Raw genomic sequence first — 20,388 nt, 5'->3', positions numbered from 1 at the left:
TCCCAATTGCCTATTTATAGGTTTTAAGGTGTTATTTCGGGCGGGGGTTACCGGGTTCGGGGCACCCCCATCCATATTCGATCCCCTGTTATATCGAGGAAATTTAGGAAACGGGCTTTCAGCGGACCACGTCTCCGTGCGACCGTGGAGGCACACGTTGTCAGGACGCTGGGGCTGCCATGGAAGCAGACGTCTTCGTCGGCAGGGAAACGGAACTCGCCGACGTATCCGCGCTGCTCGAAAGGGTCAGACACGTCACGCTGACCGGCCCCGCGGGGGTCGGGAAGACCTGTCTCGCCCTGCGGCTGGCCCGCACCCTCGAACCCGCGTTTTCCGGCGGCGTCCACGTCGTGGAGCTGTCGGAGGCCCCCGCCGACCTCGACTCCCTGGCCGAGACGCTCGCCGGCGCGATCGGCACCCGCCGCAAACCCGGCGTCCCCGCGCTGCGGGCCCTGGTCGACGAGTTCCTCGCGCGCCGGACCCTCCTCGTCCTCGACACCTGCGACCGCGTCGTCGGCACCGCGGGCATCCTGGTCGGCCTGCTGCTCCGCTCGGTCGAGGGACTGCGCGTCCTGACCACCAGCAGGCAGCGGCTGGGCCTGCCCGGCGAGCACCTCTACCCGGTCGGCGGCCTGCCCGACGCCGACGCCGTCCACCTGATCACCACCCTCGCCGGTGACAGGCTCGGCGGCACCGATCCGGCCGAGCTCTGCCGGCGCCTCGACAACCTGCCGCTGGCGATCCGGCTCGCCGTGGCCGACGGCACCCCTGGCGGCCCCGGCACCCTCGACGGGCTCGCCGCCACTCTCGACGGCCGCCCGATCTCCACCGCCGGGCTCGCCGCCTTCGACGGCCACGTGACCTCCCCCGACGAGCTCGCCGCGGCCCTCGAAGGCCGTACGACGCCCGCGGCCGAGCGCGAGATCCACGCCGAGAGGGCCGGCGCCACCCCGCGCGGGCGGGCCGCCGCTCCCCGGCGGCACAGCTCCATGCGCGTCGCCCTCGGCTGGAGCCACGAGCTCTGCACCCCGCAGGAGCGCCTCCTGTGGGCGCGGGCCTCGGTCTTCGCCGGCACCTTCGACATCGAGGCCGCCGAGGAGGTCTGCGCCGGCGGCGCCCTCGCCGTCAAGGACGTCCTCGACGGGCTGCTCGGCCTGCTCGACAAGTCCGTCCTCGTCCGCGAGGAGGGCGAGGGCGGGGTCCGCTACCGCCTCCTCAACACCGTCCGCGAGTTCGGCGTGGTCTGGCTGGACCGGCTCGGCGAGACCGACGAGACCCAGCGCCGCCACCGCGACCACTTCCTCGCGCTGTCCGCCCGCGCCGAGATGAGCTGGCAGGGCCGCCAGCTGGAGTGGTACCGCAGGCTGGTCCTCGAATGCGGCAACATGCGCGGCGCCATCGAATACTGCTACTCCCGGCCACCGGAATACCGCAAGGGCCTCGACCTGGTCGGCAACCTGTGGTTCCTGTGGGCGTGCTGCGGCATGCAGGCACCCGGCGACGACCTCCTCCAGCGCGGCCTCGATCTCGACCCCACCCCCAGCCCCGAGCGGGTCAAGGCCCTCTGGGTGCACGCCTGGGTCTCGATCCAGCGAGGCGACCTCGAACGCGCCGAGCGCATCCTCACCGAATGCGCCGCCGAGGACGCCGACGGCTACGCCACGGCCTACGTCAGCCAGTTCCAGGCCCACCTGGCCGTCGTCAGGGGCGACGTGGTCGAGGCGCTGCGGCTCATCAAGCACGCCCGGGTGCGCCACCGCTCCACCGGCAACGTCTTCCCCGGCTTCCTGCCCACCTACACCGTGGTCGCCACCGCCATGATGCTCGGCGACCACCACGACCAGGCCGTCGCCGTCCTGCGCGAGGGACGCGAGCTCTGCGAGTCCTGCGGCGACTACTGGACGCTCATCCGCCTCGACCTCCTCCTGGCCCAGGCCGAGCACGCCCTCGGCAACACCGCCTCGGCCGTCGAGTTCGCCTGCGCCTCCCTGCGCGGGGCACGCCTGTTCGGCGACAGCATCTCCCTCATGGAGGCGCTGGAGGTGTTCGTCGTGATCGCCGAGGCGTGCGCCGACGACACCTTCGCCGCCGCCATGTTCGGGGCGTCCGCCGCCGCGTGGAAGACCGCCGGTGTCCCGCCCAGCCGCTCGCCCATGATCGCGAGCCGGATCCGCGCGGCCGAGCTGAGGCTGCGCGGGCGCCTGGGCAGGGCGGAGTTCGACCGGCTGGAGGCGCGGGGAGGTTCGATCAGCCTGCGCCAAGCCGTGGAACACGCACTCCAGGGAGACTTTTCTTGACGCGCTGCGGCAATCTGCCGGCCGAGATGAACAGTTTCGTCGGCCGCGCCACCGAGCTCGACGAGATCGCGAAACTCCTCACCCGGACGCGCCTGCTCACCCTGCGCGGCCCCGGGGGCGTCGGCAAGACGAGGCTGGCCCTGCGGGCCGCGCGGAACGTTCGAGACGACTACCCCGACGGCGTCTGGGTGGCCGAGCTCTCCGCGGAGAGCGACGGCGGCCTGCTCATCCACGGCGTCGCCGGAGTGTTCGGCCTGCACACCCAGGCCGAACGCCCCGCCCTGGAGTCCCTCATCGAGTATCTCGCCGACCGGCGTCTCCTCATCGTCCTCGACACCTGCGAACACCTGATCGAGTCCTGCGCGGCCATGGTCGTCGCAGTCCTGACCGGCGCGCCCGATGTCCAGATCATCGTGACCAGCCGCCAGGAGCTCGGCCTGCCGCTGGAGGTCGTCATGGTCGTCGAGCCCTTCCCCGTCCCCCCGCCCGAGGCCGCCGACCTCGCCGACCACGACGCGCCGAGCCTCTTCCTCGACCGCGCCAGGGCCGTGGCCCCCGGGCTGCGCACGGACGAGCGGGCCATGATGGCCGTCGCCAGGCTCTGCCGCCGGCTCGACGGCATGCCGCTCGCCATCGAGCTGGCCGCCAGCCACATGCGCGGCCTGTCGGCGACCCAGCTCGCCGACCAGCTCGACATCCATTTCAAGCTGCTGGCCGACGGTGAGGGGCTCCCCGTCCGCCACCACACCCTCCGCACCGCCGCGGGCTGGAGCCACGAGCTGTGCACGCCCGCCGAACGCCTGCTCTGGGCCCGCCTGTCGGTCTTCCCCGCCGCCTTCGACACGGAGGCGGCGCGCGGCGTGTGCGAGGACGAGCGCCTGCCCGACGTCCCCGGCGTCCTCGCCACGCTCGCGGCCAAATCCGTCGTCGCCCGCGTGGGGGGCCGGTACCGCCTGCTCGACACCATCAGGGACTACGGGCGGGGCTGGCTCGCCGAGCTGGGCGAGAGCGGCCTGATGACCCGCAGGTACCGCGACCACTACCTGTCCACCGCCCGGCGCATGGGCGCCGAATGGTACGGCCCGGACCAGCTCGAATGGGCCTGCTGGGCGCGCGGGGAACTGCCCAACATCCGCGCGGCCCTCGACCGCTGCCTCGCCACGGGCGACCACCACGGCGCCCTGGAACTGGCCGGGGCCCTGTGGGTGCTCTGGTGCCATCTGGGGCTCGTCCGCGAGGGCCGCCACTATCTCGACCGCGCCCTGGCCGCCGCCCCCGTCACCGACCGGGCCAGGTCCAGGCCGCTCTGGGTCGCCGCCCATCTCGCGCTCATCCGGGGAGACATGTCCCTGGCACGCGGCAGGGCCGAGGAGGGCGTCGAGAGCGCCCGGCGGCACGGTGACGCCGACGCCGAGGCACACGCCCTCCTCGCCCTCGCCGAGGCCCGCCTGTTCACCGGTGACCTGGACCTGGAGAGCGCGCGGGCGTACGCGCTGCGCGTGGCCGCCGGGCTGGGCCCCACCTCGCCGGGGACGCTCTTCCTGCCCTCCTTCCTCGCGCTGACCGCCACGTTCGGCGGCGACTTCGACGAGGCGGTGAGGATCCTGCGCGAGGCGCGCTCCCGCCACGAGGTGCGAGGGGAGCTGTCACAGCGCGCCATGGACGACTACGTCCTCTCCCTGGCCCTCTTCGGCCGGGGAGACATCGCGGAGGCCTCCGCGGCGGCCAGGGCCGCGCTGGAGGTCAAATGGCGGCTGCGGGACCCGGTCGGCAGCGTCCTCGCCATCGACCAGCTCGCCAGGATCGCCGCCGCCACGGAGGACGGCCACCGCGCGGCCTGGCTCCTGGGAGCCGCGCAGCGCATCTGGACCACCTTCGGGCCGCCCGCCGCCGAGGCCGACACCCTGACCGCGCTCCGCGAGGCCGTCGGGGCCCGCGCGGTGTGCCTGATCGGCGAGGTCGCCTACGCGCGGGCCTTCAACGAGGGCGCGGCCTCCCACTTCGAGGGCGCCGTGACCTACGCCCTGCGGGACTGACCGCCTCGAGGGCGCCGCGGCCCATGCCCCGCGGGAGTGTGACCGCTTTGAGGGGCGCCGCGGCCCACGCCCCGGGAGGCCGATCCCGCCCGGCGCGTACGGAGGTCGCGCCCGGCCGGCCGGGGAGCCGTCGTGCTCAGCCGGCCTGGCCGAGGAACTTGGCGAGGCGGCTCACGCCCTCGGCGAGGTCGTCGTCGCCGAGCGCGTAGGACAGGCGGAAGTAGCCCGGGGTGCCGAAGGCCTCACCGGGGACGACCGCCACCTCGGCCTCCTCCAGGATGATCTCGGCCAGCTCGGCGGAGGTCGCCGGGCGCCTGCCGCCGAACTCCTTGCCCAGCAGCGCCTTGACCGACGGGTAGGCGTAGAACGCGCCCAGCGGCTCGGGGCAGAGCACGCCCGGGATCTCGTTGAGCATCCTGACCATGGTCCGGCGGCGCCGGTCGAAGGCGCCGCGCATCTCCGCCACGGCCGACAGGTCGCCGGTGACGGCGGCCAGCGCGGCGGCCTGGGCGACGTTGGAGACGTTGGAGGTGGCGTGCGACTGCAGGTTGGACGCGGCCTTGACGACGTCCTTGGGGCCGATCAGCCAGCCCACCCGCCAGCCGGTCATCGCGTAGGTCTTGGCGACGCCGTTCAGGACCACGACCTTGTCGCCCAGCTCGGGGACCACGGTGGCGATGCTCGCGAACGTGGCGTCGCCGTACGTGAGGTGCTCGTAGATCTCGTCCGTGACGACCCACAGGTCGTGCTCGACGGCCCAGCGGCCGATCTCCGCGACCTGCTCGGGGGTGTACACCGCGCCGGTCGGGTTGGACGGCGAGACGAAGAGGAGGATCTTGGTACGGTCGGTGCGCGCCGCCTCCAGCTGCTCCACGCTCGCCAGGTAGCCGGTGGTCTCGTCGGTCACCACGTCGACCTGGACGCCGCCGGCGAGCTTGATCGCCTCGGGGTAGGTCGTCCAGTACGGGGCGACCACCAGGACCTCGTCGCCCGGGTCGAGCAGCGTGGCGAACGCCTCGTAGACGGCCTGCTTGCCGCCGTTGGTGATCAGGACCTGGGCCGCGTCCACCCGGTAGCCGGAGTCGCGGAGCGTCTTGTCGGCGACGGCCTGCTTCAGCTCGGGAAGGCCGCCGGCCGGGGTGTACTTGTGGAACCGGGGGTTCCGGCACGCCTCGACGGCCGCCTCGACGATGTAGCCGGGAGTCGCGAAGTCCGGCTCACCGGCGCCGAAGCCGATGACCGGGCGGCCCGCCGCCTTCATCGCCTTGGCCTTGGCGTCCACGGCGAGCGTGGCGGACTCGGAGATCGCGGAGATGCGCGCTGAGATGCGAGGACGGGTCATACCTCCATGGTTACAGACCTGTGCCGATGTTTCCGCCGCATATCCACCATGCGGACGTTCCTCCCCGCAAGCCGTACGAGCACCGGGAAAAGTCCCTGACCTGGGCGATCGCCTGTCGGTTCGACGCGGTGGCCATTCACACGTAGACTCCGGCATGGTCTTTCCGCCGCATGCGTGAACCGGCGGTCAAGACCGTGAGCCACGGACAAACTTCGGTCCAACCGATGTATGGTGGTTCATGTCTTAGGGCACTAGCGCAATTGGTAGCGCACCGGTCTCCAAAACCGGCGGTTGGGGGTTCGAGTCCCTCGTGCCCTGCTAGGAGCGGTCCGCGCATCAGGCGTCCAGCGCGCCGCTTATGTGCGTTGGACTCGATGGATTCAGGTGAGGACTGTGGCGATCGACACGCGCGGCGAAACCGCAGACAAGCCGAGCGGTGAGAAGAAGACTAAGCGCACTTCTCCCGCCCTTTTCTACCGTCAGGTAGTCGCCGAGCTGCGTAAGGTCATCTGGCCTACGCGCAAGGACCTCATTTCGTACACCATCATCGTCCTGGTCTTCGTTCTGATCATGGTCGGGATCGTGTCGGCTTTGGACGCGCTGTTCACCGAGGGCGTGCTGAGAATCTTCGGCGGAGCCTGAGCCGCGGTCTCCAGCGGGCGAGCAGCCCCGCGGACGAGTCCATCAGCCATCGACGAAAAGAGAAAGAGCACCGTGTCCGAGTCTGCACAGTCGGCCGGCGAGCCCCGCGAAGAGCGCGAGGACGAGCTGGAGAAGGCCGTCGACGTCACCGAGGATTCGTTTGACGAGTCCGACGGGCAGGACGTCGACGCCGAGACCGACGCCGACGCCGAAACCGAGGCCGAGCAGGCCCCGGCCGGCGCCGTCGACGAGGACGGTGACGTCCTTCCCGACGTCGACCCGGTCGAGGAGTTCAAGCGGCACCTGCGGAGCCTGTTCGGCGAGTGGTACGTCATCCACTCCTACGCCGGCTACGAGAACCGGGTGAAGTCGAACATCGAGACCCGCACGCAGTCCCTCAACATGGAGGACTACATCTTCCAAGTCGAGGTGCCCACCCACCACGTGACCGAGATCAAGAGCGGCAAGCGCCAGCTGGTCAAGGAGCGGGTGCTGCCCGGCTACGTGCTGGTCCGGATGGAGCTCACCGACGAGTCCTGGTCCGCGGTGCGTAACACGCCCGGCGTGACCGGTTTCGTTGGCCTTTCCAACAAGCCGAGCCCGCTGAGCCTCGAAGAGGTCGCCAAGCTGCTCGCGCCGGAGCCCTCGGAAGAGGTCAAGAAGTCCACCGCGAAGGCCTCCGCCGCGACGGTCGACTTCGAGGTCGGCGAGTCCGTCACCGTCATGGACGGCCCGTTCGCCACGCTGCCCGCCACGGTCAGCGAGATCAGCGCCGAGTCGCAGAAGCTCAAGGTGCTCGTGTCGATCTTCGGTCGCGAGACCCCGGTCGAGCTCTCGTTCAACCAGGTCTCGAAAATCTAAACCGGTCGCGTAGACTTCATCAGTCTGCCCCGCGGTCGCGGGGATGGTTCCACGTTCGCGGCACTGGCCAATGCGCACTTGCCGTGAGCCCCGCGGTCGCGGGGATCTGGAACATCGTTCAGAGAAGCAAGGACCCGGAGAGAAGCATGCCTCCTAAGAAGAAGTTCGCCGCGCTGGTCAAGGTCCAGCTCCCCGCCGGCCAGGCCACGCCCGCGCCGCCGGTCGGTACCGCCCTCGGTCCGCACGGCGTCAACATCATGGACTTCGTGAAGCAGTACAACGCTGCCACCGAGGCCCAGCGCGGCAACATCATCCCCGTCGAGATCACCATCTACGAGGACCGCACCTTCACCTTCGTCACGAAGACGCCCCCGGCGCCTGAGCTGATCAAGAAGGCCGCCGGTGTCGCCAAGGGTTCGGCCGTCCCGCAGAAGGACAAGGTGGGCAAGCTCACCAAGGAGCAGCTGCGCCAGATCGCCGAGACCAAGATGCAGGACCTCAACGCCAACGACGTCGCGGCGGCCGAGAAGATCATCGCCGGCACCGCCCGGTCGATGGGCATCACGATCGTCGACTAGCACCATCCGCCGTACGGACTCGGCGGCGACCTCGCGGCGGCGAACCGCATCCGCGAGACCGGCGGGGACCGGCGGCGAGCGCGATCTCGATCGCGCCGACCACCAGACATCGAAGTAAGTGGAGGGGCCAGGCGCTGGCCCGCACCACGAACACTCGGATCCACAGGAGTGATCACATGAAGCGCAGCAAGGGATACCGCGCCGCGGCGGCGCAGGTCGACCGCGAGACCCTGTACAGCCCGGCCCAGGCGGCCAAGCTGGCCAAGGACACCAGCGTCGCCAAGTTCGACGCCACCGTCGAGGTGGCCCTGCGGCTGGGTGTCGACCCCCGCAAGGCCGACCAGATGGTCCGTGGCACCGTCAACCTCCCGCACGGCACCGGCAAGACCGCCCGGGTCCTGGTCTTCGCGACCGGTGACCGTGCCGAGGAGGCTCGCGCCGCGGGTGCCGACATCGTCGGTGCCGATGAGCTGATCGACGAGGTCGCCAAGGGCCGCCTCGACTTCGACGCCGTCGTCGCCACCCCGGACCTCATGGGCAAGGTCGGCCGTCTGGGCCGCGTGCTCGGCCCCCGTGGCCTGATGCCGAACCCCAAGACCGGCACCGTGACCCCGGCCGTCGGCAAGGCCGTCACCGACATCAAGGGCGGCAAGATCGAGTTCCGTGTCGACCGGCACGCGAACCTGCACTTCATCATCGGCAAGGTGTCCTTCGGTGAGCGCCAGCTCATCGAGAACTACGCCGCCGCCCTCGACGAGGTGCTGCGCCTCAAGCCGTCCGCGGCCAAGGGACGCTACGTCAAGAAGGTCGTCTTCTCCACGTCCATGGGCCCCGGCATCCAGGTCGACCCCAACCAGACGCGGGCGCTGACCGCCGAGCTCGACGCCTGATACCAGACGTCTTCCGCGGAAGGCCTCAACCGAATGGCCATTCGGTTGAGGCCTTTCTTCGTTCTCCCGGACGACGCGCCCGGCTTTGCCGACGCGTAGTGTCTATATCAGGATCATCGGGGGAACGAAAGGGTGGAAGACGAAATGCGCCGATTGGCTCCCGCACTTGCACTGGGAGCGGCCGCGCTCGTCGCGGTCGCGGGATGCGGTGCACAGGGCACCAGCTCCCTCGGAAACATCAAGCTCGCCGCGGCGGACGCGGTGCAGCAGAGCGCGCAGAAGGCCCAGGAGGTCACCTCCTACTCCGCGGACGTGGTTCTCGACGCCAGCGGCGGCGAGAAGGGCGCGGGCAAGGTCCAGGGCAGCATGCTCTACCAGAGCAAGCCCCAGCTGGCCACGGACATCAGGCTCGACACGATCACCTTCGGCGGGCAGAACGTGCCCGGCGGGGCGCGGGCCATCCTGTCGGGCGACACGGTCTATGTGAAGTCCGAGCTCATCAACAGGTTCGCCGGCACCACCAAGCCGTGGACCAAGGTGTCGCTCAGCGAGCTCGACGCCAAGGGGCAGTCCGAGATCAGGAAGTTCATGGACCAGGCCCAGCAGTTCGACCTGGCGGGCACCGTCAAGCTGCTGACCGCGTCGAAGGACGTCAAGGCGGTCGGCACCGAGACGGTCGGCGGGGTCGACACGACGCACTACAGCGGCACCTTCCCGGTCGCCGAGGCCGCCCAGCTGATCGACCCGGCCAAGCGCGAGAAGCTCCAGGAGCAGCTCTCGCAGGCCAAGAACGTGAAGTTCGACCTCTGGGCCGACGCCCAGAGCCTGCCCCGCAAGGTGACGCTCAGCGGCTCCGAGAAGGACGCGACGTTCAACCTGACGGCACTCTTCAAGGGCTTCAACGAGCCCGTGGAGATCACAGCCCCGCCCGCCGACCAGGTGGGCGACCTGCCCGAGCACCGCGGCGGAAACTGACGTTTCCCCCAGATTCGCGCCCTCGGCCCACCGGCCGGGGGCGCGAGCCTTTTCCACGGGTCCCCGTCAGGGGACTCCGAGTTGGCATTCGGGACGGGAGGACGTAAGCTGTCAACGCCGAAGACCGCCGGTCGTCGTCAAGCCGCATGGCCTGACGACTTAAGGATCCACGTCAGTGGACGGCCCGCGTAGGTTGTGATGTGAGTTTTCATCTGGACTAACCTCCTCATGTGAGCCCCGTGCGCCTGCGCCGGGGCTTGTTCGCTTTTCTGGGCCCTTTGCCCCGGCGGCACATCTGGAAGGAGGCCCATGGCGAAGGCAGAAAAGGCAACGGCTGTCGCTGAGCTGAAGAGCAGCTTCGACGGCTCCAATGCTGCCGTTCTGACCGAATACCGCGGTCTCACCGTCGCTCAGCTCAAGCAGCTGCGCGTTTCCCTCGGTGAGAATGCGAAGTTCGCCGTGGTGAAGAACACGCTGACCAAGATCGCGGCCACCGAGGCCGGGTTCAACCAGCTCAACGACCTGCTCGCGGGTCCGTCGGCGATCGCGTTCGTCAACGGCGACGTGGTCGAGGCTGCCAAGAGTCTGCGTGACTTCGCCAAGGCCAATCCCCTCCTGATCATCAAGGGCGGTGTCGTCGACGGCAGGTCGATGACGCCGGACGAGATCAGCAAGCTTGCCGACCTCGAGTCGCGTGAGGTTCTCCTCGCGAAGCTGGCCGGCGCACTGAAGGCGAAGCAGGGCCACGCGGCCGCCGTCTTCAACGCGCTGCCCACCAACATGGCTCAGCTGGCCGAGGCCCTGCGCGCCAAGCGCGAAGGCGCCGGCGAGTAGGTCCGCGCAGGCGGTCACAGGGGATTAACGCAAACCGCGGTCCCAACTTTCTTTAGTAGTTCAGATCCGTATGGAGGAACCATCATGGCGAAGCTCAGCACCGACGAGCTGCTCGACGCTTTCAAGGAGATGACTCTCCTCGAGCTGTCCGACTTCGTGAAGCTCTTCGAGGAGACCTTCGACGTCAAGGCCGCTGCCCCCGTCGCCGTCGCCGCCGCCGCCCCCGGTGCGGCCGCTGTCGAAGAGGTCGAGGAGCAGGACGAGTTCGAGGTCGTCCTCGAGGCCGCCGGCGAGAAGAAGATCCAGGTCATCAAGGAGATCCGCGCCCTGACGAGCCTGGGCCTCAAGGAGGCCAAGGACCTCGTTGACGGCGCTCCCAAGTCCGTCTTCGACGGCAAGGTCAACAAGGAGCAGGCCGAGAAGGCCAAGGCCGCCCTTGAGGGCGCCGGCGCTTCGGTCACCGTCAAGTAGTTCGTTTCATCGAAAAAGAGCGGGTCCACCTGGTGCCGGTGGCCCGCTCTTTTCGTGTTTCCGCGTCTCTTTTCGTGTTTCCGCGTCCGGCCGTTTCGTACGCGGTCGAGCGGGCCCGGGGGAAATGGCCCGGGGCATGTGCGCGAAGGCCGTTATGCGGATCCGCGTGGCGGGTTATGATCCGGCGATCGGGGAGCATGCCGTCCCGGGCGGCGAAGCAGCCGCGCTCGCCGGCCCGCGTTCCGCAGACCGTGCGATGGGAGAGACGCATGGCAGTGCACGCCACCCGCTCCCGTCGCTCGCGCCGCTCCCGGCGCCCGCTCAGGATCGCCGGACCGGTGCTGGGACTGCTGATCGCCGGGTTGCTGGCCGCCGCGTTCTGGGTCGGGGCCGCCCTGCGCGACGCCCAGACGGCCGCTGACGACAGGCAGGCGGCGCTGCGGGCGGCGGGGGCCCACGCCGTTCATCTGCTCTCCGTCGGCTACAGGAGCGTCGACGACGACATCGGGCGCATCCTCGACACCTCCACGGGCGCGGCCAGGGCCGAGTACGCCAGGACCGCCGCGGAGCTCAAGAAGAGCACGGTCAAGGACAAGATCCTCCAAACAGGCGCGCTGCGGGCCTCAGGGCTGGTCTCGCTGAGGGGGAGCACAGCCCAGGTGATGGTGGTGGGCGACGCGGTGGTCCGGCGGGACGGGAGCAAGGACGCTCCGCAGGAGCGGTTCTACCGGTGGAACATGGAAGTGACCAAGGTAGGGGGAGCCTGGCTGGTGTCCAAAGCGGAGCTGGTGCTGTGAGACGTGCCTCCCGGCTGGCGATCGGGCTCATGGTCGCCGTCGCGCTCGCGCTCGCGGCGGCCGTCTGGATCATGTTCACCGACCTGAGCCGGTTGCGCGCGGACGAGACGGCGGGGCGGGAGGCGCTCGCCGCGGCCCGCGCGGTCGCCCCCGACATGCTGTCGTACGACTATCGTACGATCGAACAGGATTTCGCAAGAGCGGGTGGATACACCACCGGGGCGCTCAGCCTGCACTACCGGCAGCTGGCCAGGAGCATGGCCGCGCAGGCGAGAAAGCAGAAGACGGTGCAGCAGGCCGCGGTGACCGGGGCCGGGGTGGAGTCGGTGGAGTCCGGTGACTTCGGCAGAGTCGAGGTGCTGCTCTTCATGAGCATGAGCACCGTCAGGACCCCCGAGGGCGAGAAGGAGCCCCGCCGGGTCGTCAGCCAGAACCGGGCCAGATTCATCATGGTCAAGAAGGATTCCCGCTGGCTGGTCTCGGAGCTCTCCACGCTGCTCGGAGACCCTCCGCCACCTTGATCGGCGCGTCGCTTTACCCAATTGTTAGTAAAGGCTTGGTTTAGGTTGGGCACGCGGTTGGGTACATCGGCCATGGCAGCGTCGATCGTCAGTCGATCCCTCGGCTAGCGTTCGATCCGCCGGGTGACTCAGCGTCAGCCGCACCAGGTCGGGCATCGTCTCCGGCCTTGTGGTGTACGCAGGTCACCCGGGGGGAAAACTCCCAAGGTCTCGGCCATCTCCCGGCCGAAATGTCAGCTCCCGGGCTTGACGTTTCGGCTCTGACGGGCGATGCTGCGACCAACGTGGAGCTTGCAGCGAGACTGAAGTGGACAGGTGTATGCCGTTCGGCTACACTGCCCCTTTGCGCTGCCCTTTGACGACCCGCTTCTTTTGGTGCTCTGATGCATGGTCGTCTGGCGTGCGTGTAGTCAGTCCGCCGCGAGCCCTCGGAAGGACATCTGTTGGCAGCCTCGCGCAACGCCTTCGCCGTACCCGCCGGTCCCCGTCGTGTGTCTTTCGCACGAATTCAGGAGCCGCTAGAAGTTCCTGACCTTCTCGCTCTTCAGACCGAGTCCTTCGACTGGTTGCTCGGCAACGAGAAGTGGAAGGGGCGGGTCGAGGCGGCTCGCCAGGCCGGGCGCAAGGACGTTCCGGCCCAGTCGGGCCTCGAAGAGATCTTTGAGGAGATCAGTCCCATCGAGGACTTCTCCGGGACCATGTCCCTGTCGTTCCGCGATCACCGGTTCGAGCCGCCCAAGTACTCAGTCGATGAGTGCAAAGACAAGGACATGACCTACTCCGCCCCGATGTTCGTCACGGCGGAGTTCATCAATAACACCACTGGTGAGATCAAGAGCCAGACCGTGTTCATGGGCGATTTCCCGCTCATGACCGGCAAGGGCACATTCATCATCAACGGCACCGAGCGTGTCGTCGTCTCCCAGCTGGTCCGGTCCCCGGGCGTCTACTTCGACCGCAGTGTCGACAAGACCTCCGACAAGGACCTCTATGGATGCAAGGTGATCCCCTCCCGGGGCGCCTGGCTCGAGTTCGAGATCGACAAGCGTGACAGCGTCGGTGTCCGCATCGACCGCAAGCGCAAGCAGGCCGTCACCGTCCTGCTCAAGGCGCTCGGCTGGACCAGCGAGCAGATCCTCGAGCGTTTCGGCCAGTACGAGTCCATGCGCGCCACCCTGGAGAAGGACCACACGGCCGGCCAGGACGACGCTCTGCTCGACATCTACCGCAAGCTGCGCCCGGGCGAGCCGCCGACCAAGGAGTCGGCGCAGACGCTGCTGGAGAACCTGTACTTCAACTCCAAGCGTTACGACCTCGCCAAGGTCGGCCGATACAAGATCAACAAGAAGCTCGGGGTCGACAGCGAGATCACCCAGGGCACGCTCACCGAGGACGACATCGTCGCCACCATCGAGTACATCGTCCGGCTGCACGCCGGCGAGGTCGAGATGCCCGGCGCCAACGGTGAGATCGTCGTCGAGACCGACGACATCGATCACTTCGGCAACCGCCGTCTCCGCACGGTGGGCGAGCTCATCCAGAACCAGGTCCGCCTGGGCCTGGCCCGCATGGAGCGCGTCGTCCGCGAGCGGATGACGACCCAGGACGTCGAGGCGATCACGCCGCAGACCCTGATCAACATCCGCCCGGTCGTGGCGTCGATCAAGGAGTTCTTCGGCACCTCCCAGCTGTCCCAGTTCATGGACCAGACCAACCCCCTGGCCGGCCTGACGCACAAGCGTCGTCTGTCCGCGCTGGGCCCCGGTGGTCTGTCCCGTGAGCGGGCCGGCTTCGAGGTCCGTGACGTCCACCCGTCGCACTACGGCCGCATGTGCCCGATCGAGACGCCGGAAGGACCGAACATCGGTCTGATCGGCTCGCTGGCCTCCTTCGGCCGGGTCAACTCCTTCGGTTTCGTCGAGACCCCCTACCGCAAGGTCGTCGACGGCCGGGTCACCGACCAGGTCGACTACCTGACCGCGGACGAGGAGGACCGGCACGTCATCGCCCAGGCGAACACGCCGATCGGTTCCGACGGAACGTTCCTCGAGCCGCGCGTGCTCGTCCGCAGGAAGGGCGGGGAGTTCGAGTCCCTGCGCGCCAACGAGGTCGACTACATGGACGTCTCGGCACGCCAGATGGTGTCCGTGGCGACCGCGATGATCCCGTTCCTGGAGCACGACGACGCCAACCGCGCGCTCATGGGTTCCAACATGCAGCGCCAGTCGGTGCCGCTGCTCAAGAGCGAGGCGCCGCTGGTCGGCACCGGCATGGAGTACCGTGCCGCGACCGACGCCGGCGACGTCATCACCGCCGACAAGGCGGGCGTGGTCGAGGAGGTCTCCGCCGACTACGTCACGGTGATGAACGACGACGGCACCCGCACGACCTACCGGGTCGCCAAGTTCAAGCGCTCCAACCAGGGCACCTGCTTCAACCAGAAGCCGATCGTCAAGGAAGGCGACCGGATTGAGGTGAACCAGGTCGTCGCCGACGGTCCCTGCACCGACGACGGCGAGATGGCCCTGGGCAAGAACCTCCTCGTGGCGTTCATGCCGTGGGAGGGCCACAACTACGAGGACGCGATCATCCTCTCCCAGCGCCTGGTGCAGGACGACGTCCTGTCCTCGATCCACATCGAGGAGCACGAGGTCGACGCCCGCGACACCAAGCTGGGCCCCGAGGAGATCACCCGGGACATCCCGAACGTCTCCGAGGAGGTCCTGGCCGACCTCGACGAGCGCGGCATCATCCGCATCGGCGCCGAGGTCGTCCCGGGCGACATCCTCGTCGGCAAGGTCACGCCCAAGGGCGAGACCGAGCTCACCCCCGAGGAGCGCCTGCTTCGCGCGATCTTCGGTGAGAAGGCCCGCGAGGTCCGTGACACCTCCCTGAAGGTGCCGCACGGCGAGCAGGGCAAGGTCATCGGCGTCCGCGTGTTCAGCCGCGAGGAGGGCGACGAGCTCCCCCCCGGCGTCAACGAGCTGGTCCGCGTCTACGTGGCCCAGAAGCGTAAGATCACCGACGGCGACAAGCTGGCCGGCCGGCACGGCAACAAGGGCGTCATCTCCAAGATCCTTCCGGTCGAGGACATGCCGTTCCTCGAGGACGGCACCGCCGTCGACATCATCCTCAACCCGCTGGGCGTGCCCGGCCGAATGAACGTCGGCCAGGTCCTGGAGACCCACCTCGGGTGGATCGCCGCCAGAGGGTGGGACATCACCGGCATCCAGGAGGCATGGGCCGAGCGGCTGCGCGACAAGGGCTTCGCAGAGGTCGAGCCGCGCACCAACATGGCCACGCCGGTGTTCGACGGTGCCAACGAGGAAGAGATCATCGGTCTGCTCGACAACACCCTGGTCAACAGGGACGGCGGGCGCATGGTCGGCGCGAACGGAAAGGCCCAGCTGTTCGACGGCCGTTCCGGGGAGCCGTTCCCGCACCCGATCTCCGTCGGCTACATCTACATCCTGAAGCTGCTCCACCTGGTCGACGACAAGATCCACGCTCGTTCGACCGGCCCCTACTCCATGATCACCCAGCAGCCGCTCGGCGGTAAGGCCCAGTTCGGTGGCCAGCGCTTCGGTGAGATGGAGGTCTGGGCCCTGGAGGCGTACGGCGCCGCCTACGCCCTGCAGGAGCTGCTCACCATCAAGTCCGACGACGTCCTGGGCCGCGTGAAGGTCTACGAGGCGATCGTCAAGGGCGAGAACATTCCCGAGCCGGGCATCCCGGAGTCATTCAAGGTGCTCATCAAGGAAATGCAGTCGCTGTGCCTGAACGTCGAGGTGCTCTCCAGCGACGGCATGTCCATCGAGATGCGCGACACCGACGAGGACGTCTTCCGCGCCGCGGAGGAGCTCGGCATCGACCTGTCCCGGCGTGAGCCGAGCAGCGTCGAAGAGGTCTGATCTAGAAGCTGAGGAGGGGATTACATAGTGCTCGACGTCAACTTCTTCGACGAGCTTCGGATCGGCCTCGCGACCGCCGACGACATCCGCCAGTGGTCGCACGGCGAGGTGAAGAAGCCTGAAACGATCAACTACCGGACGCTCAAGCCCGAGAAGGACGGACTCTTCTGCGAGAAGATCTTCGGTCCGACCCGCGACTGGGAGTGCTACTGCGGTAAGTACAAGCGCGTCCGTTTCAAGGGCATCATCTGTGAGCGCTGTGGCGTCGAGGTGACCCGTGCCAAGGTGCGTCGTGAGCGGATGGGCCACATCGAGCTGGCCGCGCCCGTCACGCACATCTGGTACTTCAAGGGTGTCCCGTCCCGCCTGGGATACCTGCTCGACCTGGCCCCGAAGGACCTCGAGAAGGTCATCTACTTCGCGGCCTACATGATCACGCACGTCGACAAGGAAATGCGCGAGCGTGACCTGCCGTCGCTCGAGGCGAAGATCTCCGTCGAGCGGCAGCACATCGAGCAGCGCCGTGACGCCGACATCGAGGCTCGCCAGCGCAAGCTGGAGACCGACCTGGCCGAGCTTGAGGCCGCGGGCGCCAAGGGCGACCAGCGCCGCAAGGTCCGCGAGGGCGCCGAGCGCGAGATGCGGCAGCTGCGCGACCGGGCCCAGCGCGAGCTGGACCGGCTGGACGAGGTCTGGAGCCGCTTCAAGAACCTCAAGGTCCAGGACCTCGAGGGCGACGAGCTGCTCTACCGCGAGATGCGCGACCGTTTCGGCCGCTACTTCCGCGGTGGCATGGGCGCCCAGGCCATCCAGGAGCGTCTGACCAACTTCGACCTCGCTCTCGAGGCCGAGAACCTGCGCGAGACGATCCGCAGCGGCAAGGGCCAGAAGAAGGCCCGCGCGCTCAAGCGTCTCAAGGTCGTGTCGGCGTTCCTGAACACCCGCAACTCGCCCAACGGGATGGTCCTCGACTGCATCCCGGTCATCCCGCCGGACCTGCGCCCGATGGTGCAGCTCGACGGTGGCCGGTTCGCGACCTCGGACCTGAACGACCTGTACCGCCGGGTGATCAACCGGAACAACCGCCTCAAGCGGCTTCTCGACCTCGGTGCCCCCGAGATCATCGTGAACAACGAGAAGCGGATGCTCCAGGAGGCCGTCGACGCGCTGTTCGACAACGGCCGCCGCGGCCGCCCGGTCACCGGTCCCGGCAACCGTCCCCTGAAGTCCCTCAGCGACATGCTGAAGGGCAAGCAGGGCCGGTTCCGCCAGAACCTGCTGGGCAAGCGAGTCGACTACTCCGGCCGTTCGGTCATCGTCGTCGGCCCGCAGCTGAAGCTGCACCAGTGCGGTCTGCCCAAGCAGATGGCGCTGGAGCTCTTCAAGCCGTTCGTGATGAAGCGCCTGGTCGACCTGAACCACGCGCAGAACATCAAGTCGGCCAAGCGGATGGTCGAGCGTGCCCGGCCGGTCGTGTGGGACGTCCTCGAAGAGGTCATCACCGAGCACCCCGTGCTGCTCAACCGCGCGCCGACCCTGCACCGCCTGGGCATCCAGGCCTTCGAGCCGCAGCTGGTCGAGGGCAAGGCCATCCAGATCCACCCGCTCGTCTGCACCGCGTTCAACGCGGACTTCGACGGTGACCAGATGGCCGTGCACCTGCCGCTGTCGGCCGAGGCGCAGGCCGAGGCCCGCATCCTGATGCTGTCGACGAACAACATCCTCAAGCCGGCCGACGGCAAGCCCGTGACCATGCCCACCCAGGACATGATCATCGGCCTCTACTCGCTGACCACGCTCAAGGACGAGGACGAGAACGGTGTCGGCAGGGGCCGGGTCTTCGGCTCGGTGTCGGAGGCGCTCATGGCCTTCGACCGCCGCGAGCTGGACATCCAGTCGCTGATCCAGATCCGGATGAAGGGCGACGTCCCGCCGCCCCGCGGCTGGGCCGCTCCCGAGGGCTGGGAGGCAGGTGACAGCTACCGCCTGGAGACCACCCTGGGCCGGTGCCTGTTCAACCAGACCCTGCCGGCGAACTACCCGTACGTGAACTCGCAGGTCGGCAAGAAGCAGCTGTCGGTCATCGTCAACGAGCTCGCCGAGAAGTACCCCAAGGTCGAGGTCGCCGCGGCGCTCGACGCCCTCAAGGACGCCGGTTTCTACTGGGCGACCAGGGCCGGTGTGACGATCTCCATCGAGGACGTCATCGCGCCGCCGAACAAGGCCGAGATCATGGAGACGTACGAGCGCAGGGCCGACAAGGTCCAGCGTGAGTACGAGCGCGGTCTGATCACGGACGAGGAGCGCCGTCAGGAGCTCATCGAGATCTGGACGCACGCGACCAGTGACGTGACCGACGACATGCAGAAGGCGTTCCCGAAGACCAACCCGGTCTGGATGATGGTCCAGTCGGGCGCCCGAGGAAACCTGATGCAGGTCCGGCAGATCTCCGGAATCCGTGGTCTGGTGTCCAACACCAAGGGTGAGACGATCCCGCGTCCGATCAAGGCCTCGTTCCGCGAGGGTCTGTCGGTGCTGGAGTACTTCATCTCCACCCACGGCCAGCGGAAGGGTCTGGCGGACACCGCGCTGCGGACCGCCGACTCGGGTTACCTGACCCGTCGTCTGGTGGACGTCGCGCAGGACGTCATCGTCCGCGAGATCGACTGCGGCACCGACCGCGGCGTCCCGCTGCACGTCGGCGAGCGCGACGCCCAGGGCAACCTGGTCAAGGCGGAGAACGCCGAGAGCAACGTGCACGGCCGCATCCTCGCCGAGGACGTGGAGGTGGACGGCAAGATCATCGTGCCGGTGGGCGTCGACATCAACGACATCCACGTCACCGCGCTGGTCGAGGCCGGTGTGGAGACCGTCAGGACCCGCAGCGCGCTCGTCTGCGAGGCCAAGATCGGTGTCTGCGCCACCTGCTATGGTCGCTCGCTCGCGACCGGCAAGCTCGTGGACGTCGGCGAGGCGGTCGGCATCATCGCCGCCCAGTCGATCGGTGAGCCCGGCACCCAGCTGACGATGCGGACCTTCCACACCGGTGGTGTGGCGGGCGCCGACATCACCCACGGTCTGCCCCGTGTGCAGGAGCTCTTCGAGGCGCGCGTCCCCAAGGGTGTCGCCCCGATCAGCGAGGCCGAGGGCCGGGTCCGCATCGACGAGACCGACAAGACGCGGAAGATCGTGATCGTCCCGGACGACGGTTCCGAGGAGGTCGCGTACCCGGTGTCGATGCGGTCGCGCATGCTGGTCTCCGACGGGCAGCGCGTCACGGTCGGCCAGCAGCTGATCGCCGGTGCGGTCAACCCCAACGAGGTGCTGCGCATCCTCGGCCCCCGGGCCGTGCAGCTGCACCTCGTGGCGGAGGTCCAGCAGGTCTACCGCTCGCAGGGCGTGTCGATCCACGACAAGCACATCGAGATCATCGTGCGGCAGATGCTCAAGCGCGTGAACGTGCTGGAGTCCGGCGACGCCGACATGCTGCCCGGTGAGCTCGTCGAGCGGCCGCGCTTCGAGCGGATCAACCGCGAGTGCGTGGCGGAGGGCGGCACGCCGGCCTCCGGACGCCCGGTGCTGATGGGCATCACCAAGGCCTCGCTCGCCACCGAGTCTTGGCTGTCCGCGGCGTCCTTCCAGGAGACGACCCGAGTGCTCACCGACGCGGCGATCCACGCCAAGTCGGACTCGCTGCTCGGCCTCAAGGAGAACGTCATCATCGGAAAGCTCATCCCGGCCGGTACGGGCATGCCCCAGTACCGCAACATCCGGGTCGAGCCCACCGAGGAGGCCAAGGCCGCCATGTACACCGTCGGCGGTTACGACGGCTCCGCGGCCGACTACACCTTCGGTTCGGGCTCCGGTGAGGCCGTGCCGCTGGAGGAGTACGACTTCGGGCAGTACAACCGCTAAGCGGTACGAACGCTGAGTGGTCACGGGCGGCGCCCGGTCCCCGGAAGGGGGCCGGGCGCCGTCGCCTTCCCCTCGGCCGCCGCTTTTTCCTTCCCGCAGGCCCGGTAGCTGGGGATGTGGACCTTTCTTGACCGGAATGTTGCGGCGAAAGCCGTACGTTAATGCGGAGAACGGCCGGAGAAGTGCTTCGCGGCGGGTAAACTCGACACGGACCCAGAAGCGGTCGGTCGGAAACCGATCGCGGGAGTCATGACACGAACGCCGGCGCCTGGCGAGCGCAACCGTTTTGACGTGTTGCGTTGGGCTGGGTAGTCTTTT

Annotated in this window: 14 protein-coding genes and 1 tRNA gene; 14 read left to right on the top strand and 1 reads right to left on the bottom strand. The window is 68.3% G+C overall.

From position 1 onward, the window contains the following. The first annotated feature begins 179 nt into the window (after positions 1-179). A complete protein-coding gene (locus tag ACTOQ2_RS12635) occupies positions 180-2,297 on the top strand; it encodes an ATP-binding protein (RefSeq protein ID WP_440099772.1) in 2,118 nt (705 codons plus the stop codon). Positions 2,298-2,323: 26 nt separating this feature from the next. Next, positions 2,324-4,333 carry an ATP-binding protein gene (locus tag ACTOQ2_RS12630; protein WP_440099771.1) on the top strand — a complete coding sequence of 670 codons (2,010 nt, stop codon included), beginning with the start codon at positions 2,324-2,326 and terminating at the stop codon, positions 4,331-4,333. 136 nt (positions 4,334-4,469) lie between these two features. On the opposite strand, the gene ACTOQ2_RS12625 is transcribed toward ACTOQ2_RS12630, so the two are convergent. Next, positions 4,470-5,675: a pyridoxal phosphate-dependent aminotransferase gene (locus tag ACTOQ2_RS12625; protein WP_440070943.1), complete on the bottom strand. Its 1,206-nt coding sequence runs from the start codon at positions 5,673-5,675 to the stop codon at positions 4,470-4,472. 245 nt (positions 5,676-5,920) lie between these two features. On the opposite strand from ACTOQ2_RS12625, the gene ACTOQ2_RS12620 reads away from it, so the two are divergent. The 12 genes from ACTOQ2_RS12620 to ACTOQ2_RS12565 all read left to right on the top strand — a co-directional run bounded on the left by ACTOQ2_RS12620 (position 5,921) and on the right by ACTOQ2_RS12565 (position 20,070). Continuing rightward, positions 5,921-5,993 (top strand) — tRNA-Trp (locus tag ACTOQ2_RS12620). Positions 5,994-6,068: 75 nt separating this feature from the next. Continuing rightward, complete coding sequence (secE, locus tag ACTOQ2_RS12615) at positions 6,069-6,317, top strand: preprotein translocase subunit SecE (protein WP_329089906.1); 249 nt, start codon at positions 6,069-6,071, stop codon at positions 6,315-6,317. A gap of 72 nt (positions 6,318-6,389) precedes the next feature. Continuing rightward, positions 6,390-7,178, top strand: coding sequence for a transcription termination/antitermination protein NusG (gene nusG, locus ACTOQ2_RS12610; protein ID WP_440070944.1), 789 nt, complete (start codon positions 6,390-6,392; stop codon positions 7,176-7,178). Positions 7,179-7,324: 146 nt separating this feature from the next. Continuing rightward, a complete protein-coding gene (gene rplK, locus ACTOQ2_RS12605; protein WP_362840357.1) occupies positions 7,325-7,756 on the top strand; it encodes a 50S ribosomal protein L11 in 432 nt (143 codons plus the stop codon). A gap of 176 nt (positions 7,757-7,932) precedes the next feature. Beyond that, on the top strand, positions 7,933-8,646 hold the full coding sequence (rplA, locus tag ACTOQ2_RS12600; RefSeq protein ID WP_362678384.1) for a 50S ribosomal protein L1: 714 nt from the start codon (positions 7,933-7,935) through the stop codon (positions 8,644-8,646). A gap of 144 nt (positions 8,647-8,790) precedes the next feature. Further along, positions 8,791-9,621: an LppX_LprAFG lipoprotein gene (locus tag ACTOQ2_RS12595; protein WP_440070945.1), complete on the top strand. Its 831-nt coding sequence runs from the start codon at positions 8,791-8,793 to the stop codon at positions 9,619-9,621. A 309-nt stretch (positions 9,622-9,930) separates the two neighbouring features. Continuing rightward, positions 9,931-10,455 carry a 50S ribosomal protein L10 gene (gene rplJ, locus ACTOQ2_RS12590; protein WP_344746617.1) on the top strand — a complete coding sequence of 175 codons (525 nt, stop codon included), beginning with the start codon at positions 9,931-9,933 and terminating at the stop codon, positions 10,453-10,455. Between the two features lie 84 nt (positions 10,456-10,539). Continuing rightward, positions 10,540-10,926, top strand: a complete 387-nt coding sequence (rplL, locus tag ACTOQ2_RS12585; protein ID WP_440070946.1) for a 50S ribosomal protein L7/L12 — start codon at positions 10,540-10,542, stop codon at positions 10,924-10,926. Positions 10,927-11,195: 269 nt separating this feature from the next. Further along, positions 11,196-11,723 carry a hypothetical protein gene (locus tag ACTOQ2_RS12580; protein ID WP_440099770.1) on the top strand — a complete coding sequence of 176 codons (528 nt, stop codon included), beginning with the start codon at positions 11,196-11,198 and terminating at the stop codon, positions 11,721-11,723. Next, on the top strand, positions 11,720-12,244 hold the full coding sequence (locus tag ACTOQ2_RS12575) for a hypothetical protein (RefSeq protein WP_440070948.1): 525 nt from the start codon (positions 11,720-11,722) through the stop codon (positions 12,242-12,244). The genes ACTOQ2_RS12580 and ACTOQ2_RS12575 overlap by 4 nt, the downstream gene beginning before the upstream one ends. 443 nt (positions 12,245-12,687) lie before the next feature. Beyond that, positions 12,688-16,155, top strand: coding sequence for a DNA-directed RNA polymerase subunit beta (gene rpoB, locus ACTOQ2_RS12570; RefSeq protein ID WP_440070949.1), 3,468 nt, complete (start codon positions 12,688-12,690; stop codon positions 16,153-16,155). A gap of 27 nt (positions 16,156-16,182) precedes the next feature. Continuing rightward, positions 16,183-20,070: a DNA-directed RNA polymerase subunit beta' gene (locus ACTOQ2_RS12565; RefSeq protein ID WP_440099769.1), complete on the top strand. Its 3,888-nt coding sequence runs from the start codon at positions 16,183-16,185 to the stop codon at positions 20,068-20,070. Positions 20,071-20,388: the final 318 nt, after the last annotated feature.

Origin of the sequence: Streptosporangium sp. H16, assembly GCF_051918855.1 — a bacterium.
Lineage (GTDB): Bacteria > Actinomycetota > Actinomycetes > Streptosporangiales > Streptosporangiaceae > Streptosporangium.
Note: the sequence above shows the minus strand (reverse complement) of the source record. Positions and strands in the feature narration are given on the sequence as shown.